Genomic DNA, 14,792 nt, shown 5'->3' with positions numbered 1-14,792 from the left:
AGGTTTTACTTCTTAATATCTAGTTTACCACGAATGGATTAAAGTTTCGAGATGACTTCAAGCACAACTACTGAAGAATGTTGTGCCGCCGCAGGTAGAAATTCATCGAATGACAAGGAAGATTCTTTCCCAGCAATATCCGAGAGCGCTCTAATTACAACAAAAGGCACTTGAAATTCGTGACACACCTGTGCAACTGCAGCAGCTTCCATCTCTGCAGCAATTAGCTCTGGAAATTGTTGCTTCACATTATACACCCGTGTCGGATCACTCATGAACACATCTCCTGAAGCGATAAGTCCAGATGCGTGCGCATGCTTCCCAATCTCTTCAACTGCTTTTGCCGCAACTTGAAGTAGCTTGTCATCAGCCATGTATGTGACTGGACCGCCCGGCACTTGTCCGAGTGCGTATCCAAAAGCAGTTACATCTACATCGTGATGCGTAACATCCTTCGATAACACAACTGTTCCGACTTCTAGGTTTTCACCTATACCTCCTGCAGATCCTGTGTTCAATACCGCATCAGGCTTAAATAGTTGCAGGAGTAAAGTCGTTGCTACAGCAGCGTTTACTTTACCAATACCACTTTTTACGAGTACGACTTCACGGCCACCAAGCGTCCCTTCGCTAAATTCATAACCAGCGATAACCGTTTGACGAGCTGACTGTAACTGATTTTTGAGAATGGTAACTTCCTCTTCCATTGCTCCGATAATTCCAACTTTCATCGTTATATCCCCTATCTGGCATTACCTATTAGTAGTTAAAATCGAGTGTGTTCAAAACGTCCATTTGCGTCGGTTTCCAACCTTTGCCGTCAACCCACTCCAAATAGACTCTATATTTTTTTGATTTATCTTTTGATGAGACGATCCCAATTGACTTTTGAGGACTCCCCCCATTTTTTATCTTCAAGAAAATCATATCGTTTTCAGCCATCCCTGTTGCATACGCTAGCGCCTTCTTTTTCTCCTGCCAGTCTACTGATGAACCATCATACTGCGATACGTGATTACCTGACTGTGACGTTCCTACAGGCTCCCAAGAGGCATTTGAAACTGTTTCGTCCACGACGGCGTCTTCACTAGCTGTATAGGTAACAGTGCCTTCTTTTTCAGTATCATTCTTTTTTGATGAATCCTCACTCTGTTCGCTATCGTCGGATTCGTCATTGGCAATTCCTTCTTTAGACGAGTCATCGCCATCTGCAGTCTGATCTGAATCCTTTTCTTTTTCCCCATCATCAGTTTCATCAGTACTATTTTCTGTACCACTCGTTTCATCTTCAGGGGTTGTTTCAGTTATAGCTACTTCTTTGTCTTCTGGTGTACTGTCACTTGAAAGTATTTTCACTCCCACGAGGACAATTAACAAAACAACAATGGCAATCATCCAATTTAACATCTTATTCCCTTTATTGTTTTGTCGTTTCCGACGCACCCTTGAATATTCCGGTTTTTGTTCACTCACTTGAAATCATCTCCCTTAGTTCCACGCTTCTAACGATTGGACGTTTCTGCATGCGTGATGTTTCACAAAAAAAGCCGCCTTTATTTTGAAGGCGGCTTCTCTATGTTACTTCACTTCTGTGATTTCAACTTGCATTTCGCCACCCGGTGTTATGATTTTCACTTGATCACCTTTTTTACGACCAAGAATTCCTTTGGCGATAGGTGAATCATTGGAAATCAAGCCTTCTAATGGGTCAGCTTCAGCAGATCCTACAATCGTATACGTTTCAACTTCCCCGCCAGGGATTTCCTTAAACGTTACTGTGCTACCTAGTTGCGCTTCCTCAGTGCGAGTATCTTCTGATATGATAACAGAATTGCGGATCATAGATTCAAGCGATGAAATTTTACCTTCTATGAAAGCTTGGTCTTCCTTCGCAGAATCGTACTCGGAGTTCTCAGACAAATCTCCGTAACTACGCGCAATTTTAATACGTTCTACAACTTCTTTACGTTTTACTGTTTTAAGAAATTCAAGTTCATCTTCTAATTTCTGTTTACCTGAAATAGTCATTGGGTATTTTTTTTCAGAAACCATTTCCTCACTCCTCAATTTACAAATCATCAAAATAATATGTCGCACCTCAAAGAAAGGTATGCGACATAGTGTTTATTATATGAATATCTGACAATATCATATTACATATCATTACCAGAATCAAGAATTGTTTTTATTTTCGTTACCATTAGGTCAATTGCAACTTCGTTTTGCCCGCCTTCAGGGATGATTATGTCTGCATAGCGCTTTGTCGGTTCTATGAACTGATTGTGCATGGGGCGAACGACACTCATGTACTGATCTATGACAGACTCAATTGTTCTACCTCGATCGTTGATATCACGCAGAATTCTTCTAATTATCCTCAAGTCCGCGTCCGTGTCGACAAATAATTTAATGTCCATGAGATTTCTTAACCGTTTATCTTCCAAAATCAAGATACCTTCTAAGATAATCACATCATTAGGTTCAATCTCAATTGTTTCACTTGAACGTGTATGCAATGCATAGTCGTATACTGGCTTGTTAATCGACTGACGAATAAGAAGTTTTTCTAAATCATTAATTAACAAATCCGTATCGAAAGCGAGTGGATGATCGTAATTGGTCAAAAGTCGCTCTTCAAAATCTAAGTGTGACTGATCTTTATAGTAAAAGTCTTGTTCAATAACGACAACAGAATGATCTTGAAAAACTTGATGAATCTTCTTTGTTACACTAGTTTTTCCTGAGCCAGAGCCCCCTGCGATACCAATAATTAAGGGTTTTTGCGTTCCCATCTTCCTAATTCCTCCTCTGTAGCTGGTGCAACTTTATAAGTTTTTACGAGCGATTAAAATTCCGTCTCCTACAGGAAGTAAGGAAGTTTCATACGCAGGATTATCCATAATCCACTCTGTAAATGCTTTTAAATTCCGAATCATCGTGCGATTGCGTTTTGGCACTTCCTGATCCTCTAAAAATACCATTCCGTGCATAAACATATTATCACAGTAAATGACACCACCTGCCTTGACAAGTGGTTCATACTTTTCAAAGAAGCGTTTGTACTGCCCTTTAGCTGCATCGATGAAACACGCATCAAAGTATTCAAATGGAAGCAAATCTGTATCGAACGTCAGTGCATCATCCTTAAACAAGGTAATCCTGTCATTCAGCTTGGCGCGATTGATGTAGTGAACTGCTTTTGCATGACGTTCTTCGTCTCTCTCAATAGTGGAAATATGCAATACAGGATTCGCTTGTGCGAGACGAATCGCTGAATAGCCAATAGCACTTCCAATTTCCAGCAAGGTACGCGGCTTTTGAATACTTAACAAGCCGATAAACGTATCAATTCCACTGCGTTCCATGATAGGTACAAAATGCTCTTCAGCATCTTTCTCCATTTCCTGAACAATTGGATCCACTTCCTTTTCGAAGTGTAACCGGTACGTTTCATAATTTGTCATTATACAAACTCCATCCTGCTTTTTTACTTGCCATCTATATACTCCGCTTTCAACTTCAAGTGCTCATCGTACGTTTTAGCGAAGTGATTTTTCCCAGTTTTATCTGCCAGAAAATAAAAATAAGAAGTATCGGAAGGGTCTATTACCGCTTCGATCGATTCCGCCCCTGGAGCTGCAATTGGACCTGGTGGTAGACCTTTGTTCTGATAGGTATTATACGCATTCTTTACTTCTAAATCTTTGAGAGAGACTTTATCTTTATGTTCTCCTAGAGAATATAAGACAGTTGGATCCGTTTGTAGAGGCATTCCCTCTTCCAGACGATTATAAAAGACACTTGCGATTGTTTGGCGATCCGCTTGGGCTGTTGCTTCACGTTCTAATAATGAGGCAAACGTAAGTAACCAGTGGACTGATTTCTTGTTTTCCTCTAGTGAAGCTAAATAAGGTGTAACATTTGCTTTCGTTCCGTCAATCATCGTCTCTACTACTGTCTGCACGGTAGGCTCTTCCTCGTAAAATGGATAGGTGGCTGGGAAAAGATAACCTTCCAACGGATGACGAATGTTTTCATTTTTCACTTCATCCGTAATAACCTCTGGATATAAAGCTTGTAAATTGGTAATCGTCTCGTCGGAATCAATATAGGAAATGAACTCATCTTTTGTTACAGTTGTTTTTGCTGCTACCCGTTCACCTATTTGCTCGACCGTCAGACCTTCAGGAATCGTCATTGTAAATACAGGTGTACGATAAACTTTTCCTGTCTTTAAACTTTTTAAAAGTTCGTCTGGCGTCATAGAAGTAGACAACCCATAAGTTCCTGCTTGAAAGTCTGATTCGTTGTTCACTTTGGCATAATACTTGAAGATTTTCGCATTTTTAATAAGACCTTTATCCTCAAGAATCTGAGAAATCGTATCTAGCCCTGAACCAATAGGAACTTCCACTTCCACCGTTTTTTCAGAATCGGCGTCCATCGGCTCAAGTGCACTTTTTATGTATCGATACGTGAAGAACCCACCCACCGCAACAAGTAGAATCAATGCAATTGCGATCCAAAAAACAATTTTGCGTATGACTTTAACTTCTTTTTTCTGTTCTTGCATACGTTCAAACATTACTTCCTTTTTTGAACCCTTCGCCATATGGAAGGTCACCTCTTTCTTGTTGTATCACTGGCCAGCTGCTTTAACGCTACCATTCGTTTGCAATGAAAAAAACGGAACGGTGTGCACCGTTCCGTACGTGCGCATATGGCTTACTCTTCGTCTTCGTCTTGCTCATCCAAGAAAGTACCGAAAACTTCTTCGATCATTTCCCACTCTTCATCAGACTCAACTGGCATTAAATCTCCATCTTCACCATCTTCTGAAGGGACAAAGCTTGAAGCAAAGATTTCAATTTCTTCATCGTCGTTTTCAGGCTCATCGCCAAGTACGTGATAAAGCACGTATGATTTGCCGTAGTCTTCTGATTCAAATGTAAAAATCACTTCACATACATGTTCTTGTCCTTTTTCGTCTACAATTGTCATTGTTTCCATACCGTGTTCCATTTGATCACCTCATGTAGTTTTTGAGTCAAGATATCCTTGAAGAATCATGACTGCTGCCATTTTATCGATGACAGTCTTTCGTTTCTTACGACTAACGTCCGCTTCAATTAACATCCGTTCTGCAGCCATTGTAGTCATCCGTTCATCCCAAAGGATTGCAGGCATATTAAATTTTTCTTCTAGCAACTGGGCATATCTTTCAGAAGCCTCTGCTCGAGGACCAATCGAATTATTCATGTTTTTAGGATGACCGACAACAAAAGAACTGACGTTATACTCTTTAACAAGCTCTTTAATGCGTTTCATGCCTAAATTACCCGATTCTTCGTCAATTTGAACTGTTTCAATGCCTTGAGCTGTCCAACCCATGGCATCGCTAATTGCGACGCCAACTGTTTTAGTTCCTACATCTAAGCCCATCGCTCTCACTTCTTACTGCCTCCGTTTTCACGGATATAGAACTTCACGAGTTCCTCCAAAATTTCATCCCGTTCCAATTTACGAACCATATTACGTGCGTCCTCATGGCGTGGGATATAAGCAGGATCGCCTGAGAGCAAGTAGCCAACAAGCTGGTTAATGGGGTTGTATCCTTTTTCCTCTAATGACTTGTACACGTGGAGCATCACCTGTTTGACCTCTTGCTCCATCGATTCCTCAGGAAAATTGAACTTCATCGTTTTGTCATATGAATTCACAATCGACACCCCGCTTTCAATTTGTCCGATCGGCTAACCAATATTATGACCTTCACAAGCCACAATTTTGGGAGCCGAATTCAGTTAAACAGATTTGACATAATCATACACGGAAAGTAGCGCTTCATCAAGTTTTGAGACGTCTTTTGCTCCAGCCATTGCCATATCAGGACGGCCCCCACCTTTACCTCCGCATATTGACGCCACATGGCTGACAATCTTTCCGGCATGTTGCTCACCTTTTAAATCAGCAGTTACGCCAGCCGCAAGCATCACTTTGCCCTCAGATGCAGCACCTAAAACAATTACACCTTTTTCAATCTTTTGTTTTAGCTCATCAATCATTTGACGAAGTGCATTATTATCTTTTGTATCAACACGTGCAGCAATGACTGTCATATCGTCAACCTGTTTTGCGTTCGCTAACACATCCGTCAACTGGCTATTCCCTAGTTTTGCAGATAAGGACTCATTTTCACGTTGCAACTCTTTGAAATCACTAAGGAAAGATGCCGTTTTTGTTGCAAGCTCTTTGGAATTTGACTTCAAAAGTGACGAAGCTTCAATTAAAATAGCTTCTTCTTCCTTAAATGAACGATATGCTTGTTTCGCTGTCACAGCCTCAATCCGGCGTGTTCCTGCTCCGATCCCGCCCTCAGATTCAATCTTGAAGACTCCAATTTCTCCACTTGAATGTACGTGACATCCACCACATAACTCAAGCGAGTAGTCTCCCACCGATACTACGCGTACAACATCACCATATTTTTCTCCGAACAATGCCATAGCGCCCATTTCCTTCGCTTCAGCAATGCCTTTTTGTTCAATTGAAACCGCGATATCTTCCCAAATCTTCTCATTCACAATCTGTTCAACTTGTTCTAGCTCTTCTTTAGTTACTTGTCCAAAATGTGAAAAGTCAAAGCGAAGGCGATCTGGTCCTACATAAGAACCTGCTTGATTGACGTGATCTCCTAGTACTGTTTTCAAAGCTTTATGCAATAAGTGTGTTGCGGTATGGTTTTTCACAGTAAGAGCGCGGTCAGCTTTATTCACTTGTGCACGTACAAACGTTGCAGGTGACACTTCACCTGAACGGACAATCGCTGTATGCAAATGCTGCCCATTCGGCGCTTTTTTCACAGACACCACTTCTGCAGAAAATGAATCATTCTCAATCATCCCTTTATCCGCGATTTGACCTCCGCTTTCTGCATAAAACGGAGTTCGGTCAAGAATGAATTGGATTTCATCTTCTACAGATGCACGTTCCACAAGTTCACCATCTTTTATGAGGACCACTATTTTTGATTCACTTTCTAATTGTTCATAACCAATGAACTCACTCGATTCATGGATATCGCCAAGTACACCGGACTGAACGTGCATCGAGTCAACATCTTGACGAGCGCTTCTTGCTCGCTTGCGTTGTGCTTCCATTTCGTTATGGAAACCAGCTTCATCAACCGCCACACCTGCTTCTTCAGCAAATTCTTCAGTCAATTCGAAAGGGAATCCATAAGTGTCATAAAGTCGAAATGCGTCTGCACCAGAAACAATTGGCTGTTCTGCAGATTTGGCTTTCTCCAAAATACCACTTAACATGCTCATGCCTTCCGTTAATGTTTCATGGAATCGATCTTCTTCGTTTTTAACTACTTTCATGATGAATTCCTGTTTTTCTTTTACTTGTGGATAGAAATCTTCCATTTTGTCAGCAACAACGGGAACAAGATCATACATGAATGGACGGTCGATGCCGAGCTGTTTTGCAAATCGAACGGCACGACGTAAAAGTCTTCTGAGGACATATCCTCTTCCCTCGTTTGAAGGAAGTGCACCGTCACCGATAGCGAATGCAACTGTACGGATATGATCAGCAATTACCTTGAATGCTGTATCTGTTACATCCCCTTTGCCATAAGCTTCGCCGGAAACTTTTTCAACCGCGCGAATGATTGGTAAGAAAAGATCCGTGTCAAAGTTTGTTGGGACTTCTTGTAAAACAGAGGCCATCCGCTCAAGACCCATTCCTGTATCAATGTTTTTCTTAGGAAGTGGTGTGTACGTATGGTCTGGATTGTGGTTGAATTCCGAGAATACTAGGTTCCAAATTTCCAAGTATCTGTCATTTTCTCCACCTGGATAAAGTTCTGGATCAGTGAAATCATCTCCGTAAGAAGGTCCGCGATCATAGAAAATTTCAGAGTTTGGTCCGCTTGGTCCTTCCCCGATATCCCAGAAGTTACCTTCCAGACGAATAATACGTTCTTCAGGTAAGCCGACTTTATCTTTCCAAATTGTGTAGGCTTCTTCATCTTCAGGATGTATTGTGATGGATAGTAATTCCGGATTGAAACCAATCCAATCTGGATGCGTCAGGAACTCCCATGCATAAAGGATAGCTTCTTCTTTGAAGTAGTCTCCAATTGAAAAGTTACCAAGCATTTCAAAGAAAGTATGATGGCGAGCAGTTTTTCCGACGTTTTCGATATCGTTCGTACGGATTGACTTTTGAGCGTTAACAATTCTTGGGTTTTCAGGAACAACTCGTCCATCAAAGTATTTCTTAAGTGTCGCGACACCGCTGTTAATCCATAGTAGAGAAGCGTCGTCGATCGGAACTAATGGTGCCGATGGTTCGACACTATGCCCTTTTGCTTTAAAGTACTCTAAAAATAAACTCCGTATTTCAGATGCTGTAAGTGATTTCATCATCAATTCCTCCTTGGATATAAGCTTTCACTGTAAAATCAGGTGCAAATAGTTCTGTTGACAAAAGTTGAGACCATCTGTCTTAAGGGTACATCCATACTAGTAGTGTATCTAGCTGAAAATAAAAAAACTCCGCCCCAGGAAAGGGACGAAGTATTGTTCGCGGTACCACCCTCATTGCCGAAAATATAGACTCCGGCATCTTGAGTTGCCATAACGCGGCATACGGCGGGGTTCACCCGCACTCCGGAGTAGCTTTCAGCATTCATTGTGTGAGCTCCCTTTCAGCCTGGGGAAGCCTCTCTTACCACACTTCAACATGCATACTTTCTCCATCAATGTGTTTTGTATTCAAGCTATACTTGGATTATAAGGAAGTCGGAAAGTGTTGTCAATTCACAGTACGCATAAAGTCATATGGACTTTCTCCGTTCATCCCTACCATAGGGTCTACATCCAATATAGTTTCGCTCGATAAAACGTTCGCCAATTTCTTGTGAACTTGGACGATTTTTTCAGTTGAATTAGTTACTTCCGATTCTATGGCAGCTGTAGCATTCGTTTCATTAGTTGCAGGGACATCTATCTCAGCAATAGTTGGCTCGTTAGCTACAGGTTCCGGACTTTCTCCTCGAAGACGTTCTTTTAAAGTAGTCTGCCGTTCACGTTCGTCCATCCTGGCGATCCCCTCTTCAAATTCGTTTGGACTGCCACATAGAATGAGAAAGTTTTTAGCTCGTGTGATCCCTGTGTAAAGTAGATTACGACGAAGCATTTTCCGATGGCTACGAACAACAGGCATGATAACCGTAGGGAATTCACTCCCCTGTGACTTATGGATTGAACAACAGTAAGCCAATGTTAACTGATTCAGATCCGTCCGTTCATATGTCACTTCAATTCCATCAAACGATACAACCATCATATCCTTTTTCTCGATTGTTTCCTTAGCTTTTAAGATTGCGATCACTTCACCCATATCCCCATTGAACACATTACTTTCAGGCTGATTGACGAGTTGAAGCACGCGGTCGCCAATTCGGTAAACCACATCTCCGAACGTGACTTCCTTGCGTCCCGCAGAAGCTGGATTCACCATTTCCTGAATCATGGTATTCAATGCATCAATCCCCGCAGGACCTTTATACATTGGGGCAAGCACTTGAATATCTTTAATAGCTTGACCTTTAGTTAACGCATTTTTAACAATCTGACTTACAACTGTCGTTACTTGGTCAGCATCAGTACGGATAAATGAGCGATCTGATGTTTTCATCGCTAAATCGCCAAGTGGTTCAGACTTCTTGATAGCGTGAGCTAATTCAATGATCGTAGAACCAGCACTTTGCCGATAAATCTCCGTCAGTTCGACGACAGGAATTGTTCCGGACTCCAAAAAATCACGTAACACTTGACCTGGACCAACAGAAGGAAGCTGATCCTGATCTCCGACAAACAGAATTTGAGCGTCATTATCGATTGCTTTCAAAAGCTGATGGGCTAGCCACGTATCGAGCATCGACGCCTCATCAATAATGACAAGCCTAGCTTTGATTTCTCGCTCGGTTTCTTCTTCTTTTTCTTGTCCTGTAAAGCCGAGAAGCCGATGTATCGTCATGGCTGGTAGTCCAGTGGATTCTGACAGCCTTTTGGCAGCACGCCCCGTAGGAGCCGCCAAAATGATTGGAAATGGCTCTTCTTTTTTCGCGTACTCCTTCGGATCGAGTGTCAGGCCATGTAGCTCTGCGTAAACTTCCACAAGACCTCTTACGACTGTAGTTTTACCAGTCCCTGGTCCTCCCGTTAAAATCATGGCAGGAGAATTGAGGGCTTGTTCAATCGCAGCAATTTGCGTCTCCGCATAGTTGACTTCAAGACGTTCTTCCGTTTCACCAATTGCTTTTCTCATTTCTGAAGACGGAAATGTATTTTTTCGATCTTGATCTAATATCCGTTCCATTTTTGAAGCGATTCCTAGCTCTGAAAAATACAATGAGGGCAAATAAAGTTTGCGTTGTTCTGCACTCAACCGGCTTTCTTCTACTAGTTCAATAATGGCGTTGGATATTAATTTGAAAGGGATTTCCTCAGGTTGACTGGATTCCAACAACCATTTAACTTCCGGTAACACTTGAACGGCTTCCAAGTACACATGACCACTCGATAGAGTCCCGGTATTGATCGTATGCAGGATCGCAGCCTGAATCCGAGATGTATGTGTACCTGTAATTCCTAGTTGCCTTCCAAGTTCGTCCGCTCGTTGAAATCCGACACCTTCAACATCTTCAATGAGGCGGTAAGGATTCTCAGTAAGCATATCAATCGTCTCTTCCCTATACGTTTGGTAAATCCTCATGGCAACTTGAGGACCAAATCCCCATTCGTTTAACTTGACGATTGTCCTTTCCAAACCAAGGTTGTCCCTCAGGACGGAAACGAGAGTCTCTTTCTTTTCCGCGTTGAGGCGAGGAATTTCATCCAAGACACCGTCATTTTCCATTATCTTACGAATCGCATCAGGACCAAGATGATTGATAATCGTTTCAGCAGTTTTCCGCCCAATTCCAGGAAATAGGTCTCCTGATAGGTAGTGGATTAACCCTGTTTCAGTTGCAGGCAATTCTTTTTGAAACGTTTTCACATCAAATTGCTGACCATATGTTGCGTGATTGATGAGTCTTCCTGTAAACCGGTATTCTTCCTCTTCGGATAGTTTTGGAAAGTTCCCTTTGACGACAATTTCTTTTCCTTCAAACGAACAATTTGTTTTCCGCACTTTCAGTTTAGCAATCGTAAACAAACTATCAGGGTTATGGAAAATCGTCACGACCGCTCTGCCAATTAAAAAAGGTTCTTCTTGAACTGCTGAATCGGTTTTTTCCATAGTCTAGCCTCACCTCACTCGTCAGCGGATTCGTTTTCTTCCCCCATATGAATCATGTCGTAGATATATCTTGCCTGGACATGTTCTGGGTCAATCGTGTATGCACGTTCTAAATGATGTAGCGCCAGTTCTTTGTCTTCTGTAGAAACTGCATATAAGAACCCTAGATTGAAGTGAGCATCAGAGTTCTCTGATTCCACTTCTAAGATCGATTTGAACTGGTCTTCAGCTAGATCATAGACACCTTCGTTTGCTAGCAAAATCCCATAAGATAGACGAATTTCAAGATCTTCAGGAGCTAGTTCAAGCGCCCTTTGCAAATAAGGTAGTGCCAAGCGACCTTTTTCTGCTCTCTCCAAACTTTTCCCTAACATGAAATAGGCGTCTGCTTCTAGAACACCGCATGAAATTGCTTTTTCATAGAGTGTTGTTGCTTCGTCGTAACGATCTTGGTTAAAGTAAAGGTTGGCTAACCCATAATAGGCTGTTCCCATTTCACCATCTAGCGTGAGTGCTTTTTGGAAAAATGGTTCTGCTTTTTCAACATCCCCAATGGATGCAAATACGTTCCCGACATTTACATACCCGACGGGATCGTCAGGTGATTCTTCTGCTGCTTTGATGAATTCTTCCACTGCTTTTTCAAAATTCCCTGCTTGTAACGCTTCTATCGCTTGTTCATTGTGTCCCATTCTTAGTTCTCCCTTATCCGACATAGTCGAGTGTTTTTCCATTTTTTATGACTGTATCGATTGTTCCCCCACCAAGGCATTCATCGCCATCGTAAAAGACGACAGCTTGACCTGGTGTAATTGCACGTACTGGAGTGTCAAATACAACTTCAGCGGTTGTCGGTCCTGTCATGTTAACCGTTACACCAGTATCTGCTTGGCGGTATCTGAATTTAGCTGTACATTTGAACTCTTCCGGTAAAATCCGTTTAGTTGTGAAACTTACTTCAGTCGCTGTTAAACTTTCCGAATAGAGCGCGTCGTGGTGGAAGCCTTGTCCAACCAATAATGTATTGGCTTTAAGATCTTTCCCAATCACGAACCAAGGCTCTCCTGAACCGCCGATACCAAGACCGTGACGTTGTCCGATTGTATAATACATCAATCCGTCATGACGACCTTGCTTCTCACCCGTCATCGTTTTCATATCGCCTTGTTGAGCTGGTAAATAATTCGAGAGGAAGTCTTTGAAATTTCTTTCCCCAATAAAACAAATACCTGTGGAGTCTTTTTTCTTAGCTGTAGCAAGACCAGCCTCTTCCGCAATTTCACGAACACGACTCTTTTCCATGTCACCGATTGGAAACATCACTTTAGATAGTTGTTCTTGGTTCAGTTGGTTCAAGAAATACGTCTGATCCTTATTCGTATCTACACCACGGAGCATGGCAACTCCATCTTCTGTTTCTGCTATCCGGGCGTAGTGCCCAGTTGCAAGGAAGTCTGCCCCAAGATTCATCGCATGTTCTAAAAATGCTTTGAATTTAATTTCCTTGTTACACATTACATCTGGATTTGGCGTTCGACCCGCTTTGTATTCATCCAAAAAGTACGTAAATACTTTATCCCAATATTGCTGTTCAAAATTGACTGCATAATAAGGAATACCAATTTGGTTACATACGTTAATGACATCTTCGTAATCTTCGGTGGCAGTGCAAACACCAAACTCATCCGTGTCATCCCAGTTTTTCATGAAAATCCCTATGACTTCATAGCCTTCTTGCTTTAACAGATAGGCAGCGACAGATGAGTCAACGCCCCCTGACATCCCTACGACGACTCTTGTATCTTTTTTTGCTTTATCGATTCTCATTTATCATTCATTCCTTTTAGGTGTTATTTCATAGTGCGTTTGACGACGAGTGCAATCCGTTCTGCCGCTTGTTGTACGTCTTCTTCTGATAAGCCATAGCCAAAACTGAAACGGACAGAGCTTCTTAAACGTGGTGATTTTTTTCCGAACATCGCAAGCAAAACGTGAGAAGGATCTAAAGAACCAGCTGTACAGGCAGAACCGCTGGACACAGATATACCTTCTAGATCTAAATTGACGAGCAAAGATTCAATATCTGTTCCGGGAAAGTAAACATTGAAAATATGTGGAAGCACAGGCGTCCCTTCTTCTATAGTCGGTTCATATTCGACCTCCGACTGTTGGAACGCTTTTTTCATAATTGTTTGATAATACTTATAGCGCATCACATTTTCAAGTTGGACATCAGCAGAAAGTTGGACTGCTTTTGCGAATGCAACGATTGCAGGTACGTTTTCAGTTCCTGCCCTTCGTTTTCTTTCCTGTGAACCTCCATGAATAATCGGAAAGGAGTCGATCCCTTTACGCTGATAAAGAAAACCAACGCCTTTTGGTCCGTTCACTTTGTGGGATGAAACCGACAGCAAGTCAACTTGTAACTCGTTCACATTGATAGGAAGAACCCCATAAGCTTGAACAGCGTCTGTATGGAACAGCGCTTGATGATCACTTAATAGTTCACCTATTTCTTTAATTGGTTGAATCGTGCCCACTTCGTTATTGCCATACATGATTGTAACGAGGATTGTATCCTCACGTAGTGCTTCAGTAACTTGTTGAACAGTCACTTGTCCATTGCGGTCCACCGGCAAATACGTCACGTCAAACCCACTTTTCTCGAGGGCTTCACATGTTGTTAATACCGCATGGTGCTCAATCTTCGTGGTAATAATATGTTTTCCGAGATGTCTTCTGCTCATTGCAGTTCCAGTGACCGCTAAGTTATCCGCTTCCGTCCCACCTGAAGTTAAAATGATTTCACTCGCTTCAGCATGAATTGAGCGAGCAAGTTGTTGCCGCGCATCGTCCACGCTCTTTCTTGCAGCCCTCCCATGACTGTGTACACTGGAAGGGTTCCCAGGTACCGTTTGCATGGTTTTCATATAGGTCTCTGCCACTTCGGGACGTATTGGTGTTGTCGCTGCGTGGTCTAAATAGATAGGTGTTTTCATGCTTTTAACTCCTTTAAATATAAAACATATAACCGTCTGATTTAGGTTGGTTTCTTTCAGACTGTATTAAGTCCTCAATTGTTGTTGTGTCTAGTACTTCCCGTACAGCTTCGCTGATTTTCAGCCAAAGCGATTGTTGTGGGATATCAGATTCTTCAAGTCCTTCTACAAGTTGGATCGGACCTTCAAGAAGACGGATGACATCCCCTGCCGTCATTTCACAAGGTTCTTTTGACAGTTTGTACCCGCCATAAGCCCCTCTGATACTCTTCACCAGACCCCCATTTCTAAGCAATGGAATAAGTTGTTCCAAATACGCCTCTGACAGTGTCTGTTCTTCCGCTATTTTCCGTAACGGCACTGGTCCTTCTCCGTATCGTTTGCCGAGTTCGACAATTATGGTTAAACCGTATCTTCCTTTTGTTGATATTCTCATTTGCCATCGTCCCTTTTTTGAAATTGCTTCCGATAGTA

At 42.1% G+C, this 14,792-nt stretch carries 15 protein-coding genes and 1 other annotated feature; all 15 genes read right to left on the bottom strand.

Annotated features, from left to right (window positions below; genetic code table 11):
• Positions 1–38 precede the first annotated feature (38 nt).
• Positions 39–731, bottom strand: coding sequence for a 5'-methylthioadenosine/S-adenosylhomocysteine nucleosidase (gene mtnN / locus M3197_RS05460; RefSeq protein ID WP_251659397.1), 693 nt, complete (start codon positions 729–731; stop codon positions 39–41).
• Between the two features lie 28 nt (positions 732–759).
• On the bottom strand, positions 760–1,473 hold the full coding sequence (locus tag M3197_RS05455; protein ID WP_251659395.1) for a YrrS family protein: 714 nt from the start codon (positions 1,471–1,473) through the stop codon (positions 760–762).
• A 105-nt stretch (positions 1,474–1,578) separates the two neighbouring features.
• Positions 1,579–2,052 carry a transcription elongation factor GreA gene (gene greA / locus M3197_RS05450; RefSeq protein WP_251659393.1) on the bottom strand — a complete coding sequence of 158 codons (474 nt, stop codon included), beginning with the start codon at positions 2,050–2,052 and terminating at the stop codon, positions 1,579–1,581.
• A 101-nt stretch (positions 2,053–2,153) separates the two neighbouring features.
• Positions 2,154–2,792 (bottom strand): uridine kinase, encoded by a 639-nt coding sequence (gene udk, locus M3197_RS05445; RefSeq protein ID WP_251659391.1) that lies wholly within the window; start codon positions 2,790–2,792, stop codon positions 2,154–2,156.
• A gap of 33 nt (positions 2,793–2,825) precedes the next feature.
• Complete coding sequence (locus M3197_RS05440) at positions 2,826–3,464, bottom strand: O-methyltransferase (RefSeq protein ID WP_251659382.1); 639 nt, start codon at positions 3,462–3,464, stop codon at positions 2,826–2,828.
• Positions 3,465–3,487: 23 nt separating this feature from the next.
• On the bottom strand, positions 3,488–4,612 hold the full coding sequence (mltG, locus tag M3197_RS05435) for an endolytic transglycosylase MltG (RefSeq protein ID WP_251659380.1): 1,125 nt from the start codon (positions 4,610–4,612) through the stop codon (positions 3,488–3,490).
• Positions 4,613–4,725: 113 nt separating this feature from the next.
• Complete coding sequence (locus tag M3197_RS05430; protein WP_191688052.1) at positions 4,726–5,022, bottom strand: DUF1292 domain-containing protein; 297 nt, start codon at positions 5,020–5,022, stop codon at positions 4,726–4,728.
• 9 nt (positions 5,023–5,031) lie between these two features.
• Entirely contained in the window at positions 5,032–5,451 is a 420-nt protein-coding gene (gene ruvX / locus M3197_RS05425) for a Holliday junction resolvase RuvX (RefSeq protein ID WP_251659378.1), read from the bottom strand.
• Entirely contained in the window at positions 5,448–5,720 is a 273-nt protein-coding gene (locus tag M3197_RS05420; protein ID WP_251659376.1) for an IreB family regulatory phosphoprotein, read from the bottom strand. The genes ruvX and M3197_RS05420 overlap by 4 nt, the downstream gene beginning before the upstream one ends.
• 84 nt (positions 5,721–5,804) lie before the next feature.
• A complete protein-coding gene (gene alaS, locus M3197_RS05415; protein ID WP_251659374.1) occupies positions 5,805–8,435 on the bottom strand; it encodes an alanine--tRNA ligase in 2,631 nt (876 codons plus the stop codon).
• A 141-nt stretch (positions 8,436–8,576) separates the two neighbouring features.
• Positions 8,577–8,783: a binding site (T-box leader), on the bottom strand.
• A gap of 43 nt (positions 8,784–8,826) precedes the next feature.
• Positions 8,827–11,319 carry an SF1B family DNA helicase RecD2 gene (recD2, locus tag M3197_RS05410; RefSeq protein ID WP_251659372.1) on the bottom strand — a complete coding sequence of 831 codons (2,493 nt, stop codon included), beginning with the start codon at positions 11,317–11,319 and terminating at the stop codon, positions 8,827–8,829.
• Positions 11,320–11,333: 14 nt separating this feature from the next.
• Complete coding sequence (locus M3197_RS05405; RefSeq protein WP_251659370.1) at positions 11,334–12,011, bottom strand: tetratricopeptide repeat protein; 678 nt, start codon at positions 12,009–12,011, stop codon at positions 11,334–11,336.
• Between the two features lie 13 nt (positions 12,012–12,024).
• Entirely contained in the window at positions 12,025–13,146 is a 1,122-nt protein-coding gene (gene mnmA, locus M3197_RS05400; protein ID WP_285851107.1) for a tRNA 2-thiouridine(34) synthase MnmA, read from the bottom strand.
• Between the two features lie 23 nt (positions 13,147–13,169).
• Entirely contained in the window at positions 13,170–14,318 is a 1,149-nt protein-coding gene (locus M3197_RS05395; RefSeq protein WP_251659368.1) for a cysteine desulfurase family protein, read from the bottom strand.
• A gap of 13 nt (positions 14,319–14,331) precedes the next feature.
• Complete coding sequence (gene cymR, locus M3197_RS05390; RefSeq protein WP_125103660.1) at positions 14,332–14,754, bottom strand: cysteine metabolism transcriptional regulator CymR; 423 nt, start codon at positions 14,752–14,754, stop codon at positions 14,332–14,334.
• Positions 14,755–14,792 lie beyond the last annotated feature (38 nt).

Source organism: Sporosarcina aquimarina (assembly GCF_023715615.1).
GTDB lineage: Bacteria > Bacillota > Bacilli > Bacillales_A > Planococcaceae > Sporosarcina > Sporosarcina aquimarina_A.
This window is presented reverse-complemented; position numbering and strand designations above follow the sequence as displayed.